Annotated in this window: 26 protein-coding genes; 16 read left to right on the forward strand and 10 right to left on the reverse strand. The window is 64.6% G+C overall.

Annotated features, from left to right (window positions below; all coding sequences use genetic code 11):
* Window positions 1-82 precede the first annotated feature (82 nt).
* Window positions 83-304: a dodecin gene (locus ACVIIV_RS11185; protein ID WP_197960362.1), complete on the reverse strand. Its 222-nt coding sequence runs from the start codon at window positions 302-304 to the stop codon at window positions 83-85.
* 179 nt (window positions 305-483) lie between these two features.
* On the opposite strand from ACVIIV_RS11185, the gene ACVIIV_RS11190 reads away from it, so the two are divergent.
* The 4 genes from ACVIIV_RS11190 to ACVIIV_RS11205 all read left to right on the forward strand — a co-directional run bounded on the left by ACVIIV_RS11190 (window position 484) and on the right by ACVIIV_RS11205 (window position 4,762).
* Window positions 484-1,365 carry a DMT family transporter gene (locus tag ACVIIV_RS11190; protein ID WP_456744239.1) on the forward strand — a complete coding sequence of 294 codons (882 nt, stop codon included), beginning with the start codon at window positions 484-486 and terminating at the stop codon, window positions 1,363-1,365.
* A gap of 174 nt (window positions 1,366-1,539) precedes the next feature.
* Entirely contained in the window at window positions 1,540-1,779 is a 240-nt protein-coding gene (locus ACVIIV_RS11195; RefSeq protein ID WP_456744240.1) for a hypothetical protein, read from the forward strand.
* A 56-nt stretch (window positions 1,780-1,835) separates the two neighbouring features.
* The gene (locus ACVIIV_RS11200; protein ID WP_456744241.1) at window positions 1,836-3,239 is read left to right on the forward strand and encodes a toll/interleukin-1 receptor domain-containing protein; all 1,404 of its coding nucleotides are present in this window, start codon (window positions 1,836-1,838) and stop codon (window positions 3,237-3,239) included.
* A 209-nt stretch (window positions 3,240-3,448) separates the two neighbouring features.
* Complete coding sequence (locus ACVIIV_RS11205) at window positions 3,449-4,762, forward strand: argonaute/piwi family protein (protein WP_456744242.1); 1,314 nt, start codon at window positions 3,449-3,451, stop codon at window positions 4,760-4,762.
* An 81-nt stretch (window positions 4,763-4,843) separates the two neighbouring features.
* Here the strand turns inward: ACVIIV_RS11205 and ACVIIV_RS11210 are convergent, their stop codons facing one another.
* The 6 genes from ACVIIV_RS11210 to ACVIIV_RS11235 all read right to left on the reverse strand — a co-directional run bounded on the left by ACVIIV_RS11210 (window position 4,844) and on the right by ACVIIV_RS11235 (window position 12,395).
* Window positions 4,844-5,401: an HNH endonuclease gene (locus ACVIIV_RS11210; protein WP_008543309.1), complete on the reverse strand. Its 558-nt coding sequence runs from the start codon at window positions 5,399-5,401 to the stop codon at window positions 4,844-4,846.
* Window positions 5,402-5,605: 204 nt separating this feature from the next.
* Window positions 5,606-6,583, reverse strand: coding sequence for a peptidyl-alpha-hydroxyglycine alpha-amidating lyase family protein (locus ACVIIV_RS11215; protein ID WP_456744243.1), 978 nt, complete (start codon window positions 6,581-6,583; stop codon window positions 5,606-5,608).
* Window positions 6,584-6,723: 140 nt separating this feature from the next.
* Window positions 6,724-8,484, reverse strand: coding sequence for a flavin-containing monooxygenase (locus ACVIIV_RS11220; protein ID WP_456744244.1), 1,761 nt, complete (start codon window positions 8,482-8,484; stop codon window positions 6,724-6,726).
* A gap of 158 nt (window positions 8,485-8,642) precedes the next feature.
* Window positions 8,643-10,169, reverse strand: coding sequence for an acyl-CoA synthetase (locus tag ACVIIV_RS11225; RefSeq protein ID WP_456744245.1), 1,527 nt, complete (start codon window positions 10,167-10,169; stop codon window positions 8,643-8,645).
* 15 nt (window positions 10,170-10,184) lie between these two features.
* Entirely contained in the window at window positions 10,185-11,369 is a 1,185-nt protein-coding gene (locus tag ACVIIV_RS11230; RefSeq protein ID WP_456744246.1) for an ABC transporter substrate-binding protein, read from the reverse strand.
* A 51-nt stretch (window positions 11,370-11,420) separates the two neighbouring features.
* The gene (locus ACVIIV_RS11235; RefSeq protein WP_456744247.1) at window positions 11,421-12,395 is read right to left on the reverse strand and encodes an NAD(P)H-dependent flavin oxidoreductase; all 975 of its coding nucleotides are present in this window, start codon (window positions 12,393-12,395) and stop codon (window positions 11,421-11,423) included.
* Window positions 12,396-12,574: 179 nt separating this feature from the next.
* Between ACVIIV_RS11235 and ACVIIV_RS11240 the strand changes: the two genes are divergently transcribed.
* A complete protein-coding gene (locus tag ACVIIV_RS11240) occupies window positions 12,575-13,462 on the forward strand; it encodes a LysR family transcriptional regulator (protein WP_027573289.1) in 888 nt (295 codons plus the stop codon).
* Window positions 13,463-13,602: 140 nt separating this feature from the next.
* On the opposite strand, the gene ACVIIV_RS11245 is transcribed toward ACVIIV_RS11240, so the two are convergent.
* On the reverse strand, window positions 13,603-14,262 hold the full coding sequence (locus ACVIIV_RS11245; RefSeq protein ID WP_456744248.1) for a DNA-3-methyladenine glycosylase family protein: 660 nt from the start codon (window positions 14,260-14,262) through the stop codon (window positions 13,603-13,605).
* Window positions 14,263-14,378: 116 nt separating this feature from the next.
* On the opposite strand from ACVIIV_RS11245, the gene gluQRS reads away from it, so the two are divergent.
* Both gluQRS and ACVIIV_RS11255 read left to right on the forward strand, forming a co-directional pair.
* Window positions 14,379-15,248, forward strand: coding sequence for a tRNA glutamyl-Q(34) synthetase GluQRS (gene gluQRS, locus ACVIIV_RS11250; protein ID WP_456744249.1), 870 nt, complete (start codon window positions 14,379-14,381; stop codon window positions 15,246-15,248).
* A 101-nt stretch (window positions 15,249-15,349) separates the two neighbouring features.
* Window positions 15,350-16,618: an ATP-binding protein gene (locus ACVIIV_RS11255; protein WP_456744250.1), complete on the forward strand. Its 1,269-nt coding sequence runs from the start codon at window positions 15,350-15,352 to the stop codon at window positions 16,616-16,618.
* Here the strand turns inward: ACVIIV_RS11255 and ACVIIV_RS11260 are convergent.
* A complete protein-coding gene (locus tag ACVIIV_RS11260) occupies window positions 16,545-17,438 on the reverse strand; it encodes a YihY/virulence factor BrkB family protein (RefSeq protein WP_456744251.1) in 894 nt (297 codons plus the stop codon). The genes ACVIIV_RS11255 and ACVIIV_RS11260 overlap by 74 nt on opposite strands.
* A 331-nt stretch (window positions 17,439-17,769) precedes the next feature.
* Between ACVIIV_RS11260 and ACVIIV_RS11265 the strand changes: the two genes are divergently transcribed.
* From ACVIIV_RS11265 to ACVIIV_RS11290, 6 genes are all read left to right on the forward strand, one after another.
* Window positions 17,770-17,964, forward strand: coding sequence for a twin transmembrane helix small protein (locus tag ACVIIV_RS11265; RefSeq protein ID WP_028178512.1), 195 nt, complete (start codon window positions 17,770-17,772; stop codon window positions 17,962-17,964).
* Window positions 17,965-18,053: 89 nt separating this feature from the next.
* Complete coding sequence (locus ACVIIV_RS11270; protein ID WP_456744252.1) at window positions 18,054-18,626, forward strand: cob(I)yrinic acid a,c-diamide adenosyltransferase; 573 nt, start codon at window positions 18,054-18,056, stop codon at window positions 18,624-18,626.
* Between the two features lie 126 nt (window positions 18,627-18,752).
* Window positions 18,753-19,502, forward strand: coding sequence for an electron transfer flavoprotein subunit beta/FixA family protein (locus ACVIIV_RS11275; RefSeq protein ID WP_456744253.1), 750 nt, complete (start codon window positions 18,753-18,755; stop codon window positions 19,500-19,502).
* Window positions 19,502-20,446 carry an electron transfer flavoprotein subunit alpha/FixB family protein gene (locus tag ACVIIV_RS11280; protein ID WP_456744254.1) on the forward strand — a complete coding sequence of 315 codons (945 nt, stop codon included), beginning with the start codon at window positions 19,502-19,504 and terminating at the stop codon, window positions 20,444-20,446. Before ACVIIV_RS11275 ends, ACVIIV_RS11280 begins: the two co-directional genes overlap by 1 nt.
* Before the next feature lie 193 nt (window positions 20,447-20,639).
* Window positions 20,640-21,521 carry a 3-hydroxybutyryl-CoA dehydrogenase gene (locus ACVIIV_RS11285; RefSeq protein WP_456744255.1) on the forward strand — a complete coding sequence of 294 codons (882 nt, stop codon included), beginning with the start codon at window positions 20,640-20,642 and terminating at the stop codon, window positions 21,519-21,521.
* Window positions 21,522-21,779: 258 nt separating this feature from the next.
* Window positions 21,780-21,974, forward strand: coding sequence for a hypothetical protein (locus ACVIIV_RS11290; RefSeq protein ID WP_008543352.1), 195 nt, complete (start codon window positions 21,780-21,782; stop codon window positions 21,972-21,974).
* Between the two features lie 3 nt (window positions 21,975-21,977).
* Here the strand turns inward: ACVIIV_RS11290 and tlpA are convergent, their stop codons facing one another.
* A complete protein-coding gene (gene tlpA, locus ACVIIV_RS11295; RefSeq protein WP_456744256.1) occupies window positions 21,978-22,643 on the reverse strand; it encodes a thiol:disulfide interchange protein TlpA in 666 nt (221 codons plus the stop codon).
* A gap of 101 nt (window positions 22,644-22,744) precedes the next feature.
* Between tlpA and argH the strand changes: the two genes are divergently transcribed.
* The 3 genes from argH (at window position 22,745) to lysA (ending at window position 25,818) form a co-directional block, all read left to right on the forward strand.
* Entirely contained in the window at window positions 22,745-24,142 is a 1,398-nt protein-coding gene (gene argH, locus ACVIIV_RS11300; RefSeq protein ID WP_456744257.1) for an argininosuccinate lyase, read from the forward strand.
* Between the two features lie 93 nt (window positions 24,143-24,235).
* Entirely contained in the window at window positions 24,236-24,529 is a 294-nt protein-coding gene (gene lptM, locus ACVIIV_RS11305; protein ID WP_456744258.1) for an LPS translocon maturation chaperone LptM, read from the forward strand.
* A 23-nt stretch (window positions 24,530-24,552) separates the two neighbouring features.
* Window positions 24,553-25,818 (forward strand): diaminopimelate decarboxylase, encoded by a 1,266-nt coding sequence (lysA, locus tag ACVIIV_RS11310; protein WP_456744259.1) that lies wholly within the window; start codon window positions 24,553-24,555, stop codon window positions 25,816-25,818.
* The last annotated feature ends 23 nt before the right edge of the window (window positions 25,819-25,841 follow it).

Raw genomic sequence — 25,841 nt, forward strand, 5'->3', positions numbered from 1 at the left:
TTGTCGATATCTTGGTTCACTCTCGTCGGCTTACGTTAACCACGCCGCCCCGGCCTAACGGCTTTGCCTGCCGTCCCCGACGTCATTCCTCCAGCGTGAAGCCGACGCGTAGCGTCACCTGAAAATGGCGCACGGCGCCGTTCTCGACATGGCCGCGCGTCTGCACGACCTCGAACCATCTTATTTCGCGAACGGTTTTGGAGGCGCGGCTGATTGCGTTCTTGATCGCGTCCTCGATCGAAGTCTCGGACGATCCGACGAGGTCCAGGATCTTGTAGACGTGATCGTGCTCGGCTGTGGGCATGGCCTTCCCTCATTTGATATTTTGCCATCCGAAATATGCGTATGGCGGAACGTGCGCAGGCGAGCGCCGCCTGGCCCACGGTCTGAACGGTCGTGGAAGCTTCGGGTTCCTTGCTCCGCGATGGCCCGCATGCACCAGCCGAGGTGGAGTGGCCGGCGTCGGCCTGCTAAGCGCTATCCATGGACTCGGCGCGGCGCGACAGGACGATCGGCTCTCTCTGCCTCTGCGTGACGGCGTTCGGCTGGGCGTTGAACTGGCCGCTGATGAAGCTGTTGCTGCAGCAATGGCCGCCTCTGTTCGCACGGGGTCTTGCCGGAGTCTGCGCCTCGTTCATTCTCGGCACCCTGGTGCTGGGCAGGAAGGAGTCGTTCGCCGTTCCGCGCGAGGCCGTCCCGCGGCTGCTGTTTGCGACCTTCACCAACGTCTTGGCCTGGATGGGTCTTGGCACGGTCGCTATGAAATATGTGACCGTGAGCGAGGGCGCGCTGCTCGCCTATACAATGCCCATCTGGGCGATGCTGTTCGCCTGGCCGGTGCTGCACACGCGGCCGGCCCTACGGGACATTTTCGGCCTTGTCCTCGGCGTTGCCGGCGTCACGCTGCTCCTGAGCGGCAACGGCTTTGCGTTCAGCGCCGACAAGCTGCTGGGCATTGTGCTGGCGCTGCTTTGCGCCATCCTGTTCGCGCTCGGCAACGTGCTCAACCGCAAGCCGCTGCCGATGCCGCCGCTGGTCGTCGTCGCCTGGCAGGTCGGGCTCGGTTGCGCCACGATGCTGATCCTCGGCGTGCTGTTCGAGCGTCCTGACGTCACCGCGATCACCCCGCTGGGGCTCGGCTGCTTCGTCTATATGACGTTGGTGCCGATGGGCCTTTGCTACGTCACCTGGTTCGAGACGCTGCGCCGTCTGCCACCGACCACGGCCTCGACCGGCATGCTGATCGTGCCCGTGATCGGGGTGGTCTCCGCCGCCATCATTCTGGGCGAGCCGCTGGGCTATCGCGAATGGACGGCAATGGCGCTCACGCTCGGCGGCGTGACGCTTGCCTTGCAGCGGGGGTAACGCTGTACTGGGACATAAGAGACTGTCACATTAGCCAAGAAAGCCCAATGATTTCGGTCGGACTCGCATAAGTGAACATGGCAATGCTTCGCGAAGTCACCGGTTTAGCGCTCCATCCTATATAAATGTCTCTTTTCCCAGTCAGAGATCGCCGCGGAGATCAAATCCGTCGCCATGGAAGAGAAGCGGGCCGCCTTGGTCGGTCATGGAGGTGTTGCGCGCGACTACCTCAAGCGCAACAAAAGCGGGCAAAGCGAAAATTGTCAGTTGCCGAATCTCCCGTCGATTGAGGACAATGGCTCGATTGCGTTGAGCCCGCAGGACAACCGTGAGGCCGTCGCGCAACTCGTCGACAAAAGCGTGCCTGGAAGCTCTGCCCGGCGAGAGCGGGGGAAAAGCGCGCCGGGGACGTGAATGTCATTCAATCCGCCTCTAATTACGACGGCAGAAGGTTGGGGGAGCATCTTCGATTGTCCGAGCGTGTTGTGATCTTCATCAGCCATGCGACGCCCGACGACAACGAGTTCGTCCGCTGGCTCGGGACTCGACTGACCGGCTTTGGGTACAAGGTATGGGCCGATATCTTCGATCTGGCCGGTGGGACGCCGTTCTGGACCAGCATCGAGGACGCGTTGCGAAAGCGAACTCGCAAGGTCGTATTCGTGGTCTCAAAGGCCAGTTGCGACCCGAACCGCAACGGGGTCCAGAACGAGATTTCAGTGGCCGACGCCGTCAAGAAGTCTTTGAAGGATCCGGACTTCATCATCCCCGTCAGGATCGACGACATCGCCTTCGGCGACTTACCGATCCAGATCCATCGGCTCAACGCCATCGACTTCACGACGGGATGGGGAGCGAAGCTCGCCGACCTCGTCGATACGCTGACGAAGGCCGGCATGCCGCGGGCGGTCACTGATTTATCGGCCGAGTTTGACCGGTGGCGACAGGCGTCGGTGCGGTCCGATGTCGTCGTTGAACGAGCCGACGAGCCCCTGTTGACCAGCATCATGCCGATCGTTCGGCTTCCGGACGCGATTTCCTTCTACGAGTACGAGGGCGACAATAAGAAATTCGAGCAAGCGATCGAGACCGTCACGCATCCGCACGCCATGCACAATCGCCTGCTGGTGAGTTTTGCCGCCGCGCACGAGATCCAGGCGCATCTGCCGCCCGAATTGACTGTTTCGATACGCGCGACGGCGAGTTTCCCGAATTTCCTCGAAGGCAAGCTTACGGACCCGGTGGGGCCGCAGCGCCGCGACGCGAACTCATGGGCGGTCCGGATGCTTCGGGAGTCATTCGAGGCGCATCTGGCGTCTCGCGGTCTGTTGCCCTATGCCGCGTCAGCCGGAACGGTCATGTTCTTCCCGAAAGGCCTACTCGCGGACGATCGCGTTTACTACACGAACGCGAAAGGTAAGCGGACCTACAAGCAAGTCGTGGGCGAAAGCAAGGTGCTCAAGGCGCACTGGCATCTTGGTATGCGGGCCGTCGTTCGCTTCGGCGAGGCGCCCAGCGTGCGGCTGCGCCCCTACGTGGTCTTCACCAAGGACGGGAACACGCCGCTGCAGGACGCCGGCGAGATGACCAAGCTGCGGCGGCGCTTCTGCAAGAGCTGGTTCAACCACGTTTGGCGACCGCTCTGGCAGGCCTTCTTCGAGTTTTTCGGCGGAGGCTCCGAGAGCGTGCTGATCGGGTTGGGCGAACATCGCAGTTGGGCTGTCGCAGGCGAAGGTCTGAAGCTCACGGCCGGCATGCGCATGCCGTTAGACCTCGATGTTGTCGACGAGGAGGGCGAGCCTGAGGAGCCGGACGAAGCCGACGACGATGGCGAGGAGTCGGACGATGGGATCGACGACGAGGATGAAGAATGACGACGGCATGGCGGGCAATCCATATCGACGAGCCGCAGCTGTCCTTTGGGCACGACCAATGCGCGGAGCATCCGAAGGACGGGCTCTTCCTGTTCGGCCCCGTCGCGTCCGGACAGAATCCGGCGCGCATGGACGTCGGGGTGATCGCGACGCCGGCCGGTCTCGAAAAGTATTCGAAGTGGATCGCCTCGATCGAAAGATTCGTCGGCGTGCCGCCGCCGGCGCCGAACAGAAAGCGCAATGACGCCAACACATTCGTCTGGCCCGGTTTCGAGGCGGTCTACGGCGCCGCTTGGCCGAGCAAGCCGTTCGCGACGTGCACGATCGACGCCGCCGAACTGAGCAAACGGATTCTCGGCGCAGATCGGCATCAGGCGATCTATTCCGCGGTCGCGTTGTACGAAGAGGCATTGAGGAAGTATCTCCGCGAGGAGGAGGCGAGGCCGCAGTTGTGGTTCGCAGTCGTACCCGACGACATCTACAAATATGGCCGCCCCAAATCGACGGTCCCCGTGAAACTGCGCACACCCGGCACTCGGAAGCTCGGGATGAAGGCGGCTCGGGCGATCCTGACCGGGGGCTCAATGTTTCCGGAGGAAATGGAAGCAGCGGCCGTCTACGAATACGAATTGAATTTCCACAACCAACTTAAGGCGCGGGTCATGGACACCGGCCAGGTCATCCAGGTCGTCAAGGAAGTCACGCTCGATCCACCGACCGAGAAGGCCAAGGCGCAGATGCAGGATCCGGCGACCATCGCCTGGAATCTCTCGACCACCAGCTTCTACAAGATCGGCGGACGCCCGTGGCGCCTCGCCGACCTGCGCGACGGCGTCTGCTATGTGGGGTTGGTGTTCAAGCGGATCGATCGGCCCAGTGGGCGCGACAACGCCTGCTGCGGCGCGCAGATGTTCCTCGGGTCCGGAGACGGTCTTGTCTTCAGGGGAGCCGTGGGCCCTTGGTACTCGGAGGCGAACGACGCCTTCCACCTCGATCAGGATCAGGCGGCGAAGCTGATGGAGATGATCGTTCGCGCTTACAAGGACAATCACGGCGAGGCACCGAAGGAACTTTTCATCCACGGCAAGACGAACTTTGAAGCCAAGGAGTGGGCTGGATTTGCCAGCGCCGTCCCGCAGTCGACGAAACTGGTCGGCATCCAGATTCGCGATAACGCGGACATCAAGGCCTTCCGGTACGGCGCCAACGCCGTGCTGCGCGGCACGGCGATAGTGACATCTGAAACATCCGGTTATCTGTGGACGCGAGGCTACATTCCGCGACTGCGGACCTATCCCGGCCGCGAGGTGCCGAATCCGCTCACCATCGAGATCCGCCGCGGTTCGGCCGACATCGAGCAGGTGATGCGGGACGTAATGTCGCTCACGAAGCTCAACTTTAACGGCGCCGAATTCTGCGATGGCCTGCCGGTCACCTTGCGGTTCGCCGATCTGGTTGGGGAGATCTTGACAGCAGGCCCGATCGCACCTCACGCGCCGCTGCCTTTCAAGTTCTACATCTGAGGCGAACGCATCGAGGCTTCCACACCGATGTGTCCTTTGACACTCTTATGTGTCCCAGCACGAACGCGCGGAGGCTCGCCCCTACGGATCCAGCTCCGTATCCCAGTACAGATAGTCGAGCCAGCTATCGTGCAGATAGTTTGGCGGAAACAGACGGCCGTTGCGATGGAGCTGGTGCACAGTGGGCGCGAACGCGCTCTGGCGCGGAAACATCTTTGCTTGCGCCGGGGTGAGGTTGCCCTTGCGCAGGTTACACGGCGAGCACGCCGCGACCACGTTCTCCCAGGTGGTCTGGCCGCCTTTGCTGCGCGGGATGATGTGATCGAAAGTGAGGTCTTCGGGCGAGCCGCAATACTGGCAGGCGAAACGATCGCGCAGGAAGACGTTAAATCGGGTGAAGGCGGGATGGGTGGTCGGCTTGACGAAGGATTTGAGGGAGACGACGCTCGGCAGCTGCATTTCCAGCGTGGGACTTCGAACCGCCTGATCGTAATGCGCGACGATGTTGACGCGGTCGAGGAACACCGCCTTGATCGCGTCCTGCCACGACCACAACGACAGTGGGTAGTAACTCAGCGGCCGGAAGTCCGCATTCAGCACCAACACCGGCCAACTGCCTTGCGAGACATGTGCGTTCAAGTAACGCTCCCGGCCTCCAATGTACGCTGCGAAGCAGCATGTATTGACATACTACATGCAGCGTGACGGGATTGTGAAGCCCGTTGAGCGACTTATTCAAGCGCAAGCAATGCGGCGGCGGGGTGGCAAAAGTGCTCAAAAAGTCGCGATTCCCCCAGGGCGCGCGGAACCGCCCGCTCAGCGTGGCCGGCCTTACCATGGCAGCTACCCCCGTACCCGCTCCAGCTTCTGCAGGCACCGCGTCGCGCGCACCGCGGCCGGCATCTCCTCGTCCGGAAAGCTGGTTTCCCAGTTGGTGACGCCGACCTCGCCGACATAGATGTCGCCCCTTGAGTCCAATGCGACCCCATGCGGCGCGAGGAATTTGCCGCTGGCGACGCCCGGGCCCTCCTCACCGCCAAGCCGCGCGATGCGATTTCCCCGGGCGTCCACGATCGACAGCCGCGGGCCGAGATTGGGCACATTGCGGTTGATGGCAAGGCCGGGGCCGAGCTCGCCGATGACGAAGGTCGGGCTTTTGGCCCCGCCGCAGCAGCACAGCGCGCAGGGCCGGTGCAAATTGTTCCACTGCGTCTCGTACTTGCCCTCGCCGTTGAAAATCTGGACGCGGTGGTTCTCGCGGTCGGCGACATAGACCCAGCCGTCGGCATCGGTGGCGATATTGTGCACGATGTTGAACTGGCCGGGGTCGGTGCCCGGCTCGCCCCAGCTTTTGATCAGCTTGCCGTCGGGCGTGAACTTGTGCACGCGCGCATTGCCATAGCCGTCGGAGACGTAGATCTCGCCCTTCGGCGACAGCGCGGTGTGGGTGCAGCGGTGGAACGGCTCGCCGCTCATGAACGGCGCCGGCTTTGCCGGGATGCCGATCGTCAGCAGCACCTTGCCGTCGGTGGTGCATTTGCGCACGGTGTGGTCGCCGTCATCGGTGCAATAGAGATTGTCGTCGGCATCGATGTGCAGGCCATGCGCACGGGAGAACAGTCCTTCGCCCCAGCTGCGCAGGAAATTACCCTCGCGGTCCAGCACCACCATCGGATGGGCACCGCGGTTGAAGACGTAGATCTGGTCCTTGCTGTCGACCGCGACCGAGGCGACGTCGGTGAGCTGCCAGCCGTTCGGCAGTTTCGCGAAATTTTCGACCACGCGGTAGCGGTGCTCGCCGGTGCCGAGAATGGCTGGCATTGATTTCTCCTCTTGTCATTCCGGGGCGCCACGAAGCGTGAACCCGGAATCCATCGTACGGTGTTTTCGTGGGTAAATGGATTCTCAGATGCGCAATTGCGCATCATAATTCGCGCTGCGCGCGCCCCGGAATGACGTGTCTAGATCTGCCCCAACATCTCTTCCTCGATCGCCTTGATCTGGAGCGCGAGGTACTTCGAGTTGATCCGGCATTGCGCGAGGCTGCCGGCGATGAACCAGAGGCCGGGCTGTTTCGTGCGCGCGTACATGTTGCGCAGCTCAAAGCCGTCGCCGAAGCCCCAGACCGGACCGACGCGGTTGGCGATGTCGTCGCCGAACAGCTTTCGCACGAGGTACTCCTGCGGCTTGTAGCCGGTGGAGAGCACGATCAGATCGGCCGGAATGGTCGAGCCGTCTTTCATCCGCGCGCCCTCGGCGACGAAGCTCTCGATATCGGAAAACTGCGTGAGCTTGATCTTGCCCTCGACGATGAGATTGGAGCAGCCGACATTGAAATAATAACCGCCGCCGCGGGTGAGGTATTTGAACTGCCAGCCGGTCCCGGCCTCGCCGAAATCGAGCTTGAAGCCGACGCGGGCAAGGCCGTCGAGCAGCTCCTTGTCGAGCTGCTTCGACTGCTCGGTCAGCATCACGTGCGTCTTCCTGGCGAGCGGCGTCGGCATCGAGGCTGCGATCAGATCATTGTCCTCGAGCGTGCCCTCATTGTAGGTGGCGTAGGCGAGCTGCGCCGACGGCTCGATATTCGTGACCAGCGTCGGCGAACGCTGCACCAGCGTCACCTCGGCGCCGCTGGAATAAAGATCCTGCGCGATGTCGTGACCGCTGTTGCCGGTGCCGATGACGATGGCGCGCTTGCCCATCCAGCTCTCGCCGTCCTCGTAGCGGCTGGAATGCACCAGCGTCCCCTTGAAATTGGCGAGGGTCGGAATGTCTGGAATATTGGCGATGCCGCTGACACCGGTCGCCATCACCACATGGTGCGGATGCATGGTGCGCCGGCTGCCGTCGGCGCGCCGCAGCGTCACCGTCCAGCGCTTGTCGGCCTCGTCATAGGCGCCGCCTGCGAATTCGGTGCCGGTCCAGAAGTTCAGCTCCATGGCATCGACGTAAGCTTCGAACCAGTTGGCCAGCTTGTCCTTGGGGATATAGACCGGCCAGCTCGGCGGGAACGGCATGTAGGGGAGGTGATTGACCTGCACCTGATTGTGCAGCGTCAGTGCGTGATAGCGCTTGCGCCAATTGTCGCCGATCCGCATCCCGCGATCGACGATCAGGGTGTCGACCTTCAACTGCTTCAGCCGCGCCGCAATCGCGAGCCCGGCCTGGCCGCCGCCGACCACCAGCACGGCCGGATCGTGGTCGGCGTAGTCGCGCGAGGCGTTGCGCTGGTCGAGCCAGTTCGGCCCGCGGAAATCGCGCGAATAGGCCTGCCCTCGCGGCCGCGACGTCCCGAGCTGCTCCTCAAACCCCTTGAGTTCGTCGAGGGCGGTGAGCAGCGTCCAGGCTTTCAGGCGGTCGTCAGGGCCGTCGGGAATGAGCCGGACAATGCCGCTGCCGCGGCCGATCGCGGTCTCGAAGTGGAAGATCGCTTCGATGGTGTTGGTGCCGGCGCGCATCACCCATCGCGGCGGCGCGCGGTTGGGAGCGATTTTGAAGCTGATCGGCGCCGCCTTGGGTGCGAGCCTGGTCAGCTCCTGCGCGATCTTATCGCGGCCGGCGATCGTCTGCAGGTTCCAGCTCAGCGCCAACGCGTCGCGCCAATAGCTGTCGGCGACGAAGAGATCGCCGAGCGACGAGGGATCAGGCTTGCCCAGGATGCGTTCGAACTCGTCGAGCCAGCTTTGCGCGGCGACGGAGATATCCTTCGTCCTGTCCAGCATGCGCGACCTCTTGGCCGTCTTCGCGGCGTTTCCTCTGATCGAAGCTATACGGTTTCGCAGGCCGCCAAAAGCCGATGACCCGAGCAATGCCAGCATATGGCCCTGCTCGGACGGAATATGCCGGGCGATGCTTCAGCCCCGGATTCGGGGGCGGCGGGCTAAGGCGCGCTCGGCCTCCGATCTGCCCAATAGGGATCGCGCAGCTTGCGTTTGAATATCTTTCCGGTTGCCTCGCGGGGCAGCGCATCCAGGAACTTGATCTCCTTCGGCACCTTGAAGTTGGCCAGCCGTTCCCGCAGAAACGCCTGCACGGCGGCGGCTGAGAGTTGCGCGCCGCTTTCGGGCTCGATGCAGGCGCACAGCCGTTCGCCATATTCCGCGTCAGGGATGCCGAACACGGCGCAATCGCGGACGCCGGGTAGCGCGATCAGCGCGTTCTCGATCTCGGCGGGATAGATGTTGACGCCGCCCGATATCACCATGTCGCGCTTGCGGTCGCACAGGAACAGATAGCCGTCCTCGTCGAGATAGCCGACGTCGCCGACGCTGACGAGGCCGTCGCGCCCCGCTTCGGCGCGGGCCTGCGCCCTGCCGTGATAATCGAAGTCGGGCACGGCGGTCTGGCGCATGTAGATTTCGCCGACCTCGTTCTCGCCGCAGAGGCTGCCGTCATCGCGAAAAATTTTGACGATGCCGCCTTCGATGGCGCGGCCGACCGTGCCCGGTTTCTTCAGTGCCTCCTCGGCCGAGTGCCAGATCGGGATGCCGGTCTCGGTCGAGCCGAAATACTCGTTGATGACCGGTCCCCACCACGCGATCATGGCCCGCTTGACCTCGGGCGGGCAGGGCGCAGCGCCATGCACGACGAAGCGCAGCGAGGAGAGGTCGTAGCGCTGCCTGACCACTTCGGGCAGGCGGAGCAGGCGGACGAACATGGTCGGCACCATATGGATATGCGTCACACGGTGGCGTTCGATCAGCGCCAGCAGCTCCTCGGCGTCGAACCGCGGCTGGAGCACGATGGTGCAGCCGTTGCGGAACGCCATCATGCCGTAGGAATGCGGCGCCGAGTGATACATCGGCCCGTTGATCAGCACGATCTGGTCCTCGCGCGGCTTGATGCCGTAGGCGATCGCGCCGACGCGTTCGGAGGCGGCGGCCTGTTCGGGCTGCATCGGCATGCGCCGCACACCCTTCGGCATGCCTGTGGTTCCCGACGTGTAGATCATCGCCGCCGCACGGCGCGGCGGCTCTTGCATTTCCGGATGGCTATCGCGCCAGCGATCCCAATCGGTCAGTCCCGCCGGGATCTCGGTCAGATCAGGGGGAATGGCGAAGGTCGCCGCGAGCTCGGGCGGCGTCGCGACCACGAGCAGGCGGACATCCTCCGGAATGCCAGTACGGATCTGCGGCAGCAGGTCGGCGTGGCAGACCAGGATCTTTGCGCCGCTGTCAGTCAGAATGTAGCGGACCTCCTCGGCCTTGAGGTGCCAGTTGATCGGCACCACCGGGCTGCCCAGCGCGGCTGAGGCCGCAACCACCTCGAACAGGGCAAAATCATTGCGCAGCATCATCGCGACCGGGGCGCCCTCGGCAAGGCCGAGGGCGCGAAAGCCGCTCGCTGCGCGTTTGATGCGCGCCTGGATCTCGTCATAGCCGATCCGGCGTTCGCCGCTGATGATCATTGTGTGTCCTCGAATCTAGCGATCGTCCAGCACATCGCCGAAGCCCACCCAGCTCTTGCCGTTGAAACGCCGGAGCTGAAGCTGCTGGAACGGCAGGTAGTCGTCGGGACCGGTGGCGACGGATATGCCCGGCAGCAGCAGCGGCAGCTTCACGTCCTTCAGCGAGGCCGCCTGGCGCATGATGTTGTCGCGGCTGACATTATCCTTGCAGGCCTTCAGTACCGTCATCAGCAGCGTCGCGTAGTGGTAGCCGGCCGCGTAGTTGGAGTTGGAGAGGTCCGCGTTCGGCATGTATTGCTTCATGAAGGCGAAATACTCCTTCACGCCGGGATCGCTGGCCCATTGCGGGTCCATCGTGTCCTTCTGATTGCTCGACGAGATCAGGCCGACGGCGTTGTCGAGCCCCGCAGGCTCCAGGAACGAGATCGACGAGGCCGAGGTCGGCACGAAGAACAGCTCGGGCTTCCAGCCGATCTCGGCCACGCCCTTGATCATCTGCGAGGTGAACTTGCCGAGCACGACGCCGAACAGCACGTCGGCGCCTGACGCCTTCAGGGTCGAGAGCTGCGAGCTGATCGTCGGCGCGCTGGTCTCGTAGGTCGCTTCCGCGACGATCATGCTGGCGGCCTTGGCGCCGAGCGCGCGCTTGAAGCCGGCGACATAGTCGCGGCCGAAATCGTCGTTCTGGGACAGGATGGCGATCTTCGCGTCGGGCTTGGCCCGCAGCACGTGCTTGGCATAGACCACGCCCTCGGATTCGTAGGCGGCCATGCCGGGCATGGTCCAAGGATATTTCTGCGGATCGGCCCATTTCGTCGCGCCCGAGAGCACGAACAGTTGCGGCACCTTCTTGCCGTTGAGATAGCGCTGCACGGCGCTGTTGGTGGCGGTGCCGAGCGAGCCGAACATCATCAGCACCTCGTCCTGCTCCACCAGCTTGCGGGTCTGCTCCACCGTCTTCGGCGGCGAATAGGCGTCGTCCAGCGTGATGAACTTGACCTTGCGGCCGTTGATGCCGCCTTCGGCATTGATCTTGTCGAAGAACGCCTCCTGCGTCCGTCCGATCGCGCCGAAGCCGGAGGCCGGGCCGCTATAGGGCAGGGTCTGGCCGATGCGGATCTCGTCGCTGCCTTCGGCACGGGCGCCGCCGCTGGCCAGCGCCAGCAGGGACAGGCCGATCAGCGCGGCTGCCAGTTTCATGATGTCCTCCCATTTTTGTTGCCAGTCCAATTTTCTTGTCGGACCAAGCCGTCAGGCGCTGACGCGCATCAGGAAATCCTGCCGGGCCTGATCGAATTCACCCTTCATGCGGCCGACGAGCTCGGCGACGGGAGGGACGTCGGTGATCTGGCCGATGCCCTGGCCCGATCCCCAGATGTCGCGCCAAGCCTTCGATTTCATGTTGCCGCCGGAGCCGAAATTCATCCTCGATTTGTCGGCGGCCGGGAGATTGTCCGGGTCCAGTCCTGCGGCAGCGATCGATGGGCCGAGATAGTTGCCGTGCACGCCGGTGAACAGGTTGGTGTAGACGATGTCGTGCGCGGCGTGCTGCGTGAGCGCCGATTTGTAGGCTTCGTCGGCATTGGCTTCCCTCGTGGCGATGAAGCGCGTGCCCATATAGGCGAGGTCGGCGCCCAGCGTCAGCGCGGAGGCGATGCCAAAACCGTCGCTGATCGCGCCCGACAGCAGGATCGCGCCTTTGAACCACTGCTTGACCTCGCGCACCAGCGCGAAGGGCGACAGCGTGCCGGCATGTCCGCCGGCGCCGGCGCAGACCAGGATCAGGCCGTCGACGCCCTGCTCGGCGGCCTTGCGCGCATGCTTGACGTTGATGACGTCGTGGAACACCAGCCCGCCATAGGAATGCGCGGCCTCGACGATCTCCGCCGGGGGCCGCAGCGAGGTGATGATGATGGGCGCCTTGTGCTTTACGCAGGTGTCCATGTCCTTCATCAGCCGGTCGTTGGAGGCATGGCAGATCTGGTTGACCGCGTAGGGTGCGACCTTCTTGCCGGGATTGCGCGATTTGTATTCGCCGAGCTCGTCCTCGATCCGGCTCAGCCATTCGTCGAGCTTCTCGACCGGACGGGCATTGAGCGCGGGAAAGGAGCCGACAACGCCTGCCTTGCACTGGGCGATCACCAGCTCCGGCCCGGAGACGATGAAGAGGGGCGAGCCGACGACGGGCAGCTCGAGCGAGTCCTTCAAGAGAGCGGGCAGCGCCATCATGTCCTCCTGAAACGCGGGTCCCGCCGGTGGGCGGATGACGAGGCGTTTCCTTGTTGATTGTCGCCCAGGCGGATTGCCGCCCGTGTTGCGGATTTGATCCCACTATAAGGTTGGACGGCGCGCTCGGGCCGTTCAATAATGAACGGATGGTCATTCAGCTATGAACGGGGCGGCCGATGGACTGGGACCTTTGCAAGACCTTCGTCGCGGTCGCCGATACCGGCAGCTTCACCGCCGCCGCCCGCCGGCTGCACACCAGCCATCCCACCGTCAGCCGCAAGATCGCGGCGCTGGAAGCCCAGCTCGGCACCCGATTGGTGGCGCGCGCCACCGACGGCCTGGCGCTGACCGCGGATGGGCGGACCTTGCGCGAGCACGCCGAGGCCATGGCGGCCGCGGCGCTCCGGGCTGAGACCGCGGTCGCAGCGGGAGGACACAAGGCGCGCGGCATCGTCAAGCTGTCGATCGGCGCGACGCTGGCCTCGCATTGGCTGATGCCGCGCTTGCCGGCCTTCCTCCGTGCGCACGATCATATCCAGCTCGAGATCATCACCCATCCGTTTCCGGCGAGCGTGCGCCGGCGTGAGGCGGACGTGGTGCTGCGGCCCTTCGACAGCGGCGAGGAAAACCTGGTCGGCCGCAAGATCGGCCGTCTCGGCACGGGCTTCTATGCCTCGCGCGATTATGCCGCCGGGCGGTCCTTGCCTGAACGCCGCGGCGAGTGGAAGGAGCACAGCGTCATCGGCTTCGCCGACCAGGCATCCAACGCGCAGCTTGCGCGCTGGAGCGACGTCGTCACGCGGCAGGCGAGGGTGGTGATGCGCTGCTCGTCCCAGGGGGACATGCTGGCGGCGGTCCGCGCCGGCATCGGAATCTCCGCGCTATCGTGCTTCGTCGCCGAGGCCTATTCCGATCTCGTGCGCGTCGCCCCGCAGAAGCTGGCCAGCGTCGCGGATCTCTGGCTGCTGGCCCATCCCGACCTAGTCGAGCTCCCGGCGGTGCGCGCCGTGGTCGATTTCGTGGCCGAATGCGCGCGGGTCGACCGCGCGAGGCTGCGGGGTTAGGGTCTCGTGCCCCGGACGCAGCGCAGCACGCAGTGTTGCGCTGCTGATCCGGGGCCCATGCATCCATCTCGCGACGCTCAAGGGTCCCGGCTCTGCGGCGCGTCACTTCGTGCCGCACCGCGTCCGGGACACCGCATCTGTCATGATGAGGCCTGGCCCGCGAGCACGCCCTCGCGCTTCCTCACGGCACGATAATAGCTCCACCACAGATGCGCCGCCGCACCGCGCAGCGGGCGCCAGGGCTCGGCGAGTGGCGCCATCTGCTTCTCCGTCGGCCGCGCCTTGAGGCCGAGCCCGATGCGGATGCCCTCCTGCACGGCGAGGTCGCCGGCCGGCCAGGCATCGCCGTGGCCGAGGCAGAACAGCAGATAGACGTCGGCCGTCCAGGGGCCGATGCCGGGCAGCGCGATCAGGGTGTGATGCGCCGCGTCGGCATCCTCCTCGGCGAGCACGTCGAGGTTCAGCCGCTGCGCGGTGATCTCGCGGGCGAGATGCTTGAGCGTTTTGATCTTGGCGGCGGAGAGGCCGAGCCGCCCCAGCCGGTCGGTGCGGGCGCGGCGCACGGCGTCATGGTCGAACGGATCGAACGCGGCCGACAGCCGTCCCCAGATCGCCGTGGCACTCGCGGTCGAGAGCTGCTGCCCGCAGACGATGTGCGCCAGCCCCGTAAAACCCGGCTCGCGCCGCCGCAACGCCGGCATGCCCGCGATTTCGAGCACGGGCTTGAGACGCGGATCGCGCGTGATCAGCGCGTGGACGGCCTCTTCGAGATCGGACTGGGTTTCGAGGTGGATGGTCATTGTGGCCCTGCTCGTCATGCGCGGGCTTGACCCGCGCATCCATCTCCTATCGTAACAGAGTCTTGGAAGATGGATGGCCGGGTCAAGCCCGGCCATGACAAGTCTCGTGAGAATCCATGCCACCCGTTTTCCGATTCGCCCCCAGCCCGAACGGGCTCCTGCATCTCGGCCACGCCTATTCGGCGCTGCTCAATCTCGATCGCGCGCGAGAAACCGGTGGGCGGCTGTTGCTGCGGATCGAGGACATCGACGCGACGCGCTGCCGGCCGGAGTTCGAGGCCGCGATCTACGAGGATCTCGCCTGGCTCGGGATTGCCTGGGAGATGCCGGTGCGCCGGCAGTCCGAGCATCTTGCCGACTATCGCGCCGCGCTGGAAAAGCTTTTTGCGCTCGGTCTCGTCTATCCCGCCTTCGAAAGCCGGGCCGAGATCGGAAAGCTGGTGGCTGCGCGCGAGGCTGACGGGTCGTGGCCGCGCGATCCCGACGGCGCGCCGCTTTATCCCGGAGATGCCAAATCGCTGTCGGCTGACGAGCGGACACGACTGATCGCGTCGGGCGTGCCCTACGCGTTGCGGCTCGACATGAGGACGGCCTGCCGTCGCGCCGCCGGCCTGACCTGGAATGAGCTCGGCGAGGGGCCCGATGCCGAGCGCGGCATCGTCCCAGCGCGGCCGGAGGCGTGGGGCGATGTGATCCTGGCCCGCAAGGAGACGCCGACCAGCTACCATCTGTCGGTGGTCGTCGACGACGCGCTCCAGGGCGTCAGCGAGATCGTGCGGGGCCAGGACCTGTTTTACGCCGCCTCGGTGCACCGTTTGCTCCAGGCCCTGCTCGGCCTGCCCGAGCCCGCCTATCGCCATCACCGGCTGATTCGCGATGAGGCGGGCCGGAAGCTGTCGAAATCGAGCCGCTCGACCGGTCTGCGCGAATTGCGCGCGGCCGGCGTCACGCTTGCCGCTATCCGCCAGCTGGTGGGATTAGGTTAAGTTTCTCTGGGGGTTAGCAAAACGTCGCCGTGACTCCGGGTGTTCCTCCGTGCCATGCTTGGCCAGCGCGGGGTTCGAAGAGGGTACTTCGAAGGGGATTCATGGCGGCGAAGACGCGTCCAGCGCGCACCACGCGGACGTCCAGGCGGCTGCCTCGGAAGGGGCCGCGGGCGGCCGGCCGGTTGCGCAAGCGCAGCACCAAGGCGGTCGCGCCGGACGTCGTCCAGGCCGCGCTGGCCGCCTTTGCCCATGAGGTCCGCACCCCTCTGACCGGTATTCTGGCGATCAGCGACCTGCTCGCGACGTCCGATCTCGGAGAACGGGAGCGGCGCTGGGCCGACACCATCAAGGCCGGTGCCGAGCATCTGGCGAGCCTTGCCACGCTGTTCGTGGATGCCGCCAGAACGGGCAAGGGAACGGGAAAGGGCGGCAGCACGCTGCGGCAGGACCTGTTCGACCTCAGGACGCTCGCCCGCAGCGCCGGCGATTCGCTGGCCGGCCGCGCCGCGGCCAAAGGTCTCCAGGCCGAGGTCGAGATCTCCGAAAAGCTCCCGGGGCTCGTGGTCGGTGATCCCGTCCGCCTGCGCGCCGCGCTCGAGAACCTGATCGACAATGCCGTGAAATTCACCGACCAGGGCGGCGTGGCGCTCGCAGTCGAGCCGTGGCGTCCCGCCAAGGGCAAAGCGAAGGGCAAGGGCAGGGTCGGCGTCGCCTTTGCGGTCTCCGACAGCGGCATCGGCCTGACCATGGCCGAGATCAAGCGGCTGTTTCGCCCGTTCACCCAGGCCAATGTCACCATCGCCTCACGCTTCGGCGGCGCCGGCCTGGGGCTCTCCTCGGTCAAGCAATTGGCGCGTGCGATGGGCGGCGACATCACCGTCGCTCCGCGCCGCGGTGGCGGTGCCACCTTCACGTTGACGGTGTCGCTGGACGCTACGGGATCGGGCAAGGCCCGCAAGGCGAAGGACGGCGGCGAGCCCGAGGCGGTGGCCGCCCTTCGCGTGCTCAGCGTCGAGGACAATCCGTTCGGCCGCGTCGTGCTCAACACCATCCTGACCGAGCTTGGCCATCAGGCCGAGTTCATCGGGCGCGGCGAGGATGCCGTGAACCGGCTGGAGCAGGGTGCGTTCGACGCGGTGCTGATGGACATGGTGCTGCCGGGCATCGACGGCATCGAGGCCATCAAGCGGATCCGCGCGCTGCCGACGCCGCTGGCTCAGATCCCGATCATCGGCGTGTCCGGCCGTGGCGAGGACGAGGCAGCCTCGCGCGAGGCCGGTGCCGACGCCTTTCTTGTCAAGCCTGTGTCTCCGCGGGCTTTAGCGACTGCGCTGCTTGAAGCGACACGCCGTGAGGAAGCCGCGACTTGATGATCGCGGCGTTGAGCTCGCCGCCGTAAACGAAGATCGCGGCGATGAAATACAGGAACACCAGCGCGATGATCACCGAGGCAAGCCCCGCATACATCGTGACGTAGTTGTTGGCGAAGCGCGCCAGATACTGTCCGAAGACAACGCCGGAGATCAGCGACGCCACCACCGTGAAGACGATGCCCGGCATGATCTGGAGGAAGCTGCGCCGTCCCGCCGGCAGCCAAGCGTGCAGGATGAACAGTGCCACCACCAGCGCGCTGATAGTGATGCCGTAGCGCAGCCAGGTGAGAATGCTCTCGTTCGATTCGACGAACAGGGGAATGTGGCGCCGCGCGGCCTCGATGATCAGCGGGCCGAGCACGATCAGGAACGCCATCGCGAGGGCAGTGAAGGCTGCAATTAGTGTGTAGGCAATCGATTCCAACCGGAGCCAGTACCAGCGCCGCATCTCCACTACCGCATAGGCACGGTTGAGTGCGACCCGCAGCGCTTCGACGCCGTTGGAGGCGAAATAGACCGACAGCGCCGCTCCGATGGTTAGAATGCCGGTGCGGGTGGTGGTGAGCACGTCATGCACCTCGCCCGAGATCGAATCGGCGACCTGCTTGGGCCAGACCTGGAGCATCAGGCTGGCGGCCTGGTCGGCAAGCTCCTTGGAGCCGAAGAAGCCGGCGAGCGAGGTCAGCACGATCAGGAACGGGAACAGCGCCATCAGCGTCGACAACGCGATGTGGCTAGCGATCGCCCAGCCGTCATCGGCGAGGAACGTGTAGAACGCATCCATCACGACGACGTAGATGTAGCGGATCGCTTTCACGGCTTGCCCTGTACTGCTCCCTCCTCCCGCTTGCGGGGAGAGGGGAAGACGGTCGGCGAGGGACACAAATCGGAAATCATCCAGCTAGCTTCTGACATTATTGGCTCAAAAGCCAGATCGCGAAGCGCCCCGCCGTCATTCCGGGGCGCGCGAAGCGCGAGCTACGGTGCGCAATTGCGCACCTGAGAATCCATCTAATCGCAGCGCAAGTGGCACGATGGATTCCGGGCTCGACGCGCCGGGCCTCGCTTCGCTCGGTCCCGCCGCATCGCCCCGGAATGACGAACTGGGGAGATGGCGGACCGCCGCACGTGGTGTTATCTACCCTCAAATGGCATCTCTCCTGAGTACTTTCATCCTACCGGCGGCAGCCGGCGCCGTGGCGTTGGTGCTGCTGCTCGGGCTCATCAACATGATGCGCGGTGGTTCGCCCAACACCTCGCAGAAGCTGATGCGCTGGCGCGTGCTGCTTCAGTTCGTGGCGATCATCATCGCGATGCTCGCGGTCTGGGCGATGGGGCGATAGGGCATGATCCATACCCCGAAGGACCGCGTTTGCGAAAAGTGCTCAGCGGTTTTCCGACAAGATCATGCCCTAAAATCAAGGAAACCAGCATGGTGGTGCTGAACCGCATCTACACGAAGACCGGTGACGACGGCACGACGGCGCTCGGAACCGGCGAGCGGCGTCCGAAATACGATCTACGCATCGCCGCCTATGGCACCGTGGACGAGACCAATGCCGCGATCGGCGTGGTCAGGCTCCACACCGGGGACATGCCCGAGTTCGATGCGATGCTCGGCCGCATTCAGAATGATCTGTTCGACCTTGGCGCGGATCTCGCCGTGCCCGAACGGGAGGGGAAAACCGAGCGGCTGCGGGTGGTGACGAGCCAGGTCGAGCGGCTCGAGCGCGACATCGACACGCTCAACGACAAGCTCGCGCCGCTGACCTCCTTCGTGCTTCCCGGCGGCACGCCGGCTGCTGCCTATCTGCATGTGGCGCGCACGATATGCCGCAGGGCGGAACGCGCGATCGTGGAACTGGCGGCTCGGCCGGGCGAGCCGGTCAGCGCGGCTGGCATCCAATATATGAACCGCCTGTCCGACTTCCTGTTCGTGGCGAGCCGGGCCGCTAACCATAACGGCGCCGGGGACGTGCTCTGGGTTCCGGGCCAGAACCGCTGACCCATTTGGGCGGCGCATTGTAAGGTCTAAAAATTGGCCCCTTCGCGCGTTGACCGGGCAGGATCAGGCCTTTAGGTTCCGCGCCAGTTGATAACTCCCCCTCCCAAATTGAGTGAAAGAGGATCGATGAAGGTCTTAGTGCCGGTAAAGCGGGTGGTCGATTACAACGTCAAGGTCCGCGTCAAGAGCGATGGATCGGGCGTTGAACTCGCCAACGTCAAGATGTCCATGAACCCGTTCGACGAAATCGCGGTCGAGGAAGCGCTGCGCCTGAAGGAAGCCGGCAAGGCGACCGAAGTGGTGGTGGTCTCCATCGGGCCGGCGCAGGCGTCGGAGACGATCCGCACCGGTCTTGCCATGGGCGCCGATCGCGGCATCCTCGTGAAGGCCGAAGGCACTGTCGAGCCGCTCGCGGTCGCCAAGATCCTGAAGAAGGTTGCCGAGGAAGAGCAGCCCGGCCTCATTATTCTCGGCAAGCAGGCGATCGACGACGACAGCAACCAGACCGGCCAGATGCTGGCCGCGCTGCTCGGCTGGTCGCAGGCGACCTTCGCCTCCAAGCTCGAAGTCGAAGGCTCTGATTTCAAGGTCACGCGCGAAGTCGACGGCGGTCTGCAGACTGTCAAGCTGAAGGGACCGGCGATCGTCACTACCGATCTCCGTCTCAACGAGCCGCGTTACGCGTCGCTCCCGAACATCATGAAGGCCAAGAAGAAGCCGATCGCGGAGAAGACTGTTGCCGATTACGGCGTCGACGTCGCCGCGCGTCTCGAAGTTCTGAAGACGACCGAACCGGCGGGCCGCAAGGCCGGCGTCAAGGTCAAGGACGTCGCCGAGCTGGTGTCGAAACTCAAGAACGAAGCCGGGGTGCTCTGATGACGACGCTTCTGATTGCCGAACACGACAACGCGTCGCTCAAGGATGCGACCAACAAGGCCCTGACCGCGGCTGCCGCGCTCGGCGCGGATGTCGAGGTGCTGATCGCCGGAAAGAACGCCAAGGCCGCGGCGGATGCCGCTGCCAAGCTCGCCGGCGTCAAGAAGGTGCTGCTCGCCGATGGCGACCTCTACGCCCACGATCTCGCCGAGCCGTTGGCCGCACTGGTCGTGTCGCTGGCGTCCGGCTATGACGCGATCGTCGCGCCGGCGACCTCGCGCTTCAAAAACGTGATGCCCCGCGTCGCCGCTCTGCTCGACGTGATGCAGATCTCGGAAATCATCAAGGTGGTCGCGCCCGATACCTATGAGCGTCCGATCTATGCCGGCAACGCCATCCAGACGGTGAAGTCGAAGGACGCCAAGAAGGTCATCACGGTGCGGACCTCGACCTTCACCGCAGCGGGTGAAGGCGGCAGCGCGCCGGTCGAGAACGTGGCGGCGGCGGCCGATCCGGGCCTGTCGACCTTCGTCGGCGAGGAAGTCGCCAAGAGCGACCGTCCCGAACTGACCTCGGCCAAGATCATCGTCTCCGGTGGCCGGGCCATGCAGAGCCGCGAGAACTTCGCCAAGTACATCGAGCCGCTCGCCGACAAGCTGGGCGCCGGTGTCGGTGCCTCGCGCGCGGCGGTCGATGCGGGCTATGCGCCGAACGACTGGCAGGTCGGGCAGACCGGCAAGGTCGTGGCGCCCGAGCTCTATGTCGCGGTCGGCATTTCCGGCGCCATCCAGCATCTCGCCGGCATGAAAGACTCCAAGGTGATCGTTGCGATCAACAAGGACGAGGACGCGCCGATCTTCCAAGTTGCAGATTACGGCCTGGTCGCCGATCTCTACCAGGCGGTTCCGGAGCTGACGGCCGAACTCGGCAAGCTCGGCAAGTAAAAGGCATCACAAACACCGGCCGGAGGTATAAACTCCGGCCGGTGTTTCATTTTTGAGGCGTTTTCTTTGGCGTGGGGCACGCCTTCGAAGCGATCCAATCTAGGTTTCGGGCCAAGGTTCTGATTAAATCGGATCTCCCGGCTCAAGGGGATAGGCAGGGCGCGCTTGTCGCGCCGTTCCGGTGGATGACATTATGGCGGCAGTGATCAAGAAGGTCGGCGTGATCGGCGCGGGTCAGATGGGCAACGGGATCGCGCATGTCGCGGCACTCGCCGGCTTCGACGTGGTGCTCAACGACGTTTCGGCCGACCGCCTCAAGTCAGGCATGGCCACCATCAATGGCAATCTGGCGCGCCAGGTCTCCAAAAAGGCCGTCACCGAGGACGACAAGGCCAAGGCGATGGCGCGCATCACGCCCGCCGAAAAGCTCGACGATCTCGCTGATTGCGACCTCGTCATCGAGACCGCGGTCGAGAAGGAAGAGGTCAAGCGCAAGATCTTCCACGAGCTCTGCGCAGTGTTGAAGCCCGAGGCGATCGTCGCCTCCGATACGTCCTCAATCTCGATCACTCGGCTTGCCGCCGCCACCGACCGGCCCGAGCGCTTCATCGGCATTCACTTCATGAATCCGGTGCCGCTGATGGAGCTGGTCGAGCTGATCCGCGGCATCGCCACCGATGATGCGACCTTTGAAGCGGCAAAGGAATTCGTGGCAAGGCTCGGCAAACAGGTCGCGGTCTCCGAGGATTTCCCGGCCTTCATCGTCAACCGCATCCTGCTGCCGATGATCAACGAGGCGATCTACACGCTGTATGAAGGCGTTGGCAATGTCGAGGCCATCGACGCGGCGATGAAGCTTGGCGCGCATCATCCGATGGGCCCGCTCGAGCTTGCCGATTTCATCGGCCTCGATACCTGCCTCTCCATCATGCAGGTGCTGCACGAAGGGCTGGCCGACTCCAAGTACCGCCCGTGCCCGCTGCTGGTGAAATACGTCGAGGCCGGTTGGCTCGGCCGCAAGACCCAGCGCGGCTTCTACGACTATCGCGGCGCCAAGCCGGTACCGACGCGGTAGGTGGTCTCGTGCCCCGGACGCTGCGCAGCGCTCCCGGCGATGCGAAGCATCGTCCGGTGCGATGCGCTGCAGAGCCGGGGCCCAGGAAGCCGCCTGTACGCAGAAGCGTGGGTTCCGGCTCTGCGGCGCGCCACCATAGTGCGTCGAAGACGCGCGTGAACGCGCTTATGGTGCCGCAACTTGTCCGGGACGCCTCTCTCCGCTCATCTCTCGTTAACCTCTCGCGCCTAGGTTACGGCCGGTACGAGGGTTCGCGTAATGGACATGATGGCAATGGTCAGCACCATGCTGGCCGCTCAGCAAGGCGCGCTGCAGTCGAATATTGCGGCGACGCTGACCAAGCAGAACGCGGATATGGAGAAATCCACCGTCCTGACCCTGCTCGGCGCCGGCCAGCCCTCGCTCGCCAATGTCGGCCCTGGTGTCGGCGGCAATCTCAATGTGACCGCCTAAGCTTCAAAGCGACGCGGCGGCCTTGCCCGTCGCCGCCCGGATCAGCTTGAGCGCGTCCTCGCTCGCCCATTCCGCCGGCCCCGCGATCGTTGCGATCTCGCAGCCTTGCGGGTCGACCAGTACCGAGGTCGGCATGCCCAGCGCCCGGCCTATGGCTTTAAGATCCTGAAAAACCTTCGCTTTCTGGTCGCTGAAATATCCGAGCCGGGTCAGGTTGGCCTCTTTCAGGAAGGTCTTGGGCTTCTCCGGGTCGCGGGTGTCAATGTTGATCGCCACCACCTCGAAATTCGGGCCCGACAGCTTGCCCTGGAGCTCGTCCAGCGCCGGCATTTCCTTGCGGCAGGGCACGCACCAGGTCGCCCAGAGGTTGACCAGCAGGGTCTTGCCGCGGAAGTCGGACAGTTTTTTCGGCTTGCCGTCGGCGTCCTCGAAGGCGAGGTCAGGCACCTTCAACGGGGCGCTCGCCATGGTCAGCGCCGCCACCTCGCCATGGGCGAGCGGGGCGATTTTTTGCGCCGTCGCCACCGCCGTCCGGCACGCGGGGTCACTTGACGGCGCCCGGCTGAGGCCTAGCCCGTACAGCGCAGCGAAGCCGGCCAGCCCTCCGATCGCCACGGTAGCAATGACGAGGGGGATGCGGCGCGTGGCGGAGGGCTTCTGGTCGAGCATATCGTTTGTCATCCGGTCGCAGATATGGCTATCAGGGGCCTCTTAATACGGCTGGCTGCGGCCAGCAAACGTGCGGCAAATCAAGGCGTGAGCAGGGGATCATGAGCAACAAGATGTGGGGCGGCCGGTTCTCGGAACGTCCCGACGAGATCATGGAGGAGATCAACGTCTCCATCGACGTCGATCGTCACCTCTTCGCCCAGGACATTGCCGCGTCCAAGGCTCACGCTGCGATGCTGGCCAGCCAGGGCATCATCACGGCCTCTGATGCGAAAAATATCGGCAAGGGTCTAGACACGATTTTGTCAGAGATCGGCAACGGCGGCTTCGAATTCAAGCGCGCGCTCGAGGACATCCATATGAATGTCGAGAGCCGCCTGTCGGAGCTGATCGGCCCCGCCGCCGGCCGTCTGCACACCGCGCGCTCGCGCAACGACCAGGTCGCGACCGACTTTCGTCTGTTCGTCCGAGACGTGATCGACGAGACCGATGCCGCGCTCGCCGCGTTCCAGCAGGTGCTGGTCGAGCGCGCGCTGGAGCACGCCGCAACCGTGATGCCCGGCTTCACGCATCTGCAAACGGCGCAACCCGTCACCTTCGGCCATCACCTGCTCGCCTATGTCGAGATGGCCGCACGCGACCGCGGCCGTTTTCAGGACGCGCGCACGCGGCTGAATGAATCCCCGCTCGGCGCTGCCGCGCTCGCCGGCACCTCGTTCCCGATCGACCGCCATGCCACCGCCAAGGCGCTCGGCTTCGACCGCCCGATGGCGAACTCGCTCGACGCGGTGTCCGACCGCGACTTCGTGCTGGAGACGTTGTCGGCGGCCTCGATCTGCGCCGTGCACATGTCGCGCTTTGCCGAGGAGATCGTGATCTGGACCTCGCCGCTGGTCGGCATGATCCGGCTCAGCGACAAGTTCACCACCGGCTCCTCGATCATGCCGCAGAAGCGCAACCCGGATGCCGCCGAGTTGGTGCGCGCCAAGACCGGCCGCGTCATCGGCGCGCTCAATGGCCTCTTGATCGTGATGAAAGGCCTTCCGCTCGCCTATCAAAAGGACATGCAGGAGGACAAGCAGGGCGCCATGGAGGGCTTTGCCGCGCTGTCGCTGGCGATCCGCGCCATGACCGGCATGGTCCGTGATCTCGTTCCCGACGAAGCCAGGATGAAGGCGGCCGCGGGCGAGGGCTACGCCACCGCAACGGACCTTGCCGACTGGCTGGTGCGGACCCTGAAAATGCCGTTCCGCGAGGCCCACCACGTCACCGGCCGCATCGTGGCCAAGGCCGCCGAGGGCGGCGTCGCGCTGCATGAGCTGCCGCTCAAGGAGATGCAGGCGATCGAGCCAAAGATCACCAAGGACGTGCTCGGCGTGCTCTCGGTCGAATCGTCGGTGAAGAGCCGCACCAGCTTCGGCGGCACCGCGCCGAAGAATGTCGCGTCTCAGGCCAACGCCTGGGCGAAGCGGCTGGAAAAAGAGCGAAAATTGGGCTGAAGGCAAAATTTCGCTGATGTTTCATGGTCATCCGGCTCTCGCCAGAGCGTGCCAATCTCTGTATGGTGCGGCCCGCGTAGTGGGGATTTCGTCGTGACGTCAAAGTTTCGCCCGGCCGGTTCGGGGTGGGCCATCATTGTCTTGAGCCTGACGGCGCTTGCGCTTGCCGGCTGCGGCCGCAAGGGCCCGCTGGATTTGCCGCCGACCGCCTCCAATGCGCCCACGGGCAACGTCGCAGCTCCGACCGACGCCGAGACCGCAGCCCAGAAGACGCCGAGCCTCTTCAACCCCACCTCCGGCGCGGACGCCGAGCCCGCGGCGGCCAAGGGCCGGAAGAAGCCGTTTATTCTCGACCCGCTCCTGGACGAACCTCCCGGCAAGAAATAAGCCGGGACAACCGAGCCTGCGCCATGAACCATTTCGACTATCGCAACGGCGTGCTGCACGCCGAGGCGGTGAACCTGTCCGAGCTGGCCGCGACCGTCGGCACGCCGTTCTATTGCTATTCGACCGCAACGCTCGAGCGGCACTACCGCGTCTTCACGGACGCCTTCGCCGGCGAGAAGGTGCTGGTCTGCTACGCCATGAAGGCGAACTCCAACCAGTCGGTGCTGCGCACGCTGGCCAAGCTGGGCGCCGGCGCCGACGTCGTCTCGGGCGGTGAGTTGAAGCGGGCGATGGCCGCCGGCATTCCCGCCAGCAAGATCCTGTTCTCAGGCGTCGGCAAGACGGAAGCAGAGCTGCGCGCGGCGCTCGCGGCCGACATCTTGTGCCTCAACGTCGAATCCGAGCCTGAGCTCGAGCTGTTGTCGCGGCTGGCGACCGAGATGGGCAAGACCGCGCGCATCTCCGTGCGCGTCAATCCGGATGTCGACGCCGGCACCCACGCCAAGATCTCGACCGGCAAGTCGGAGAACAAGTTCGGCATTCCCATCGCCCATGCCCGCGAGGTCTATGCCCGCGCCGCGAAGCTGCCCGGAATCAAGGTGACCGGCACCGACGTGCATATCGGCAGCCAGATCACTGACCTGTCCGGCATGGAGACCGCGTTCCGCATCCTCTCCGAATTCGTGCAGACGCTGCGGGCGGACGGCCATGACATCAGCCACGTCGATTTTGGCGGTGGTCTCGGCATTCCCTATTACATGGACCGCGAGGCGCCGCCGGCGCCGGCCGCCTATGCCGCCATGGTCAAGCGCGTCAGCCACAATCTCGGCTGCACGCTGATGTTCGAGCCGGGCCGCATGATCGTCGGTAATGCCGGCATTCTCGTCGCCAAGGTGATCTATGTGAAGCACGGCGACGGCAAGAACTTCGTCATCATCGACGCTGCCATGAACGACCTCATCCGCCCGACGCTGTACGAGGCGCATCACGACATCCTGCCGGTGAAGCAGCCCGCCAAGGGCGCCGCCACCATCAAGGCCGATGTCGTCGGCCCGGTCTGCGAGACCGGCGACTATCTCGCCCTCGACCGCACGCTGCCGACGCCCACGCCCGGCGATCTCCTCGCCATCATGACCGCGGGCGCCTACGGCGCCGTGCAGGCCGGCACCTACAACACGCGGCCCTTGGTGCCCGAGGTGCTGGTGAAGGACGACCAGTACGCGGTGGTGCGCCCGCGCATCGAGGTCGAGCAACTCATCGCGATGGATAAGCCCGCGCCGTGGCTGTGAGCAATTGATCTACGGAACGAGCG

Source organism: Bradyrhizobium sp. USDA 4354, assembly GCF_054060315.1.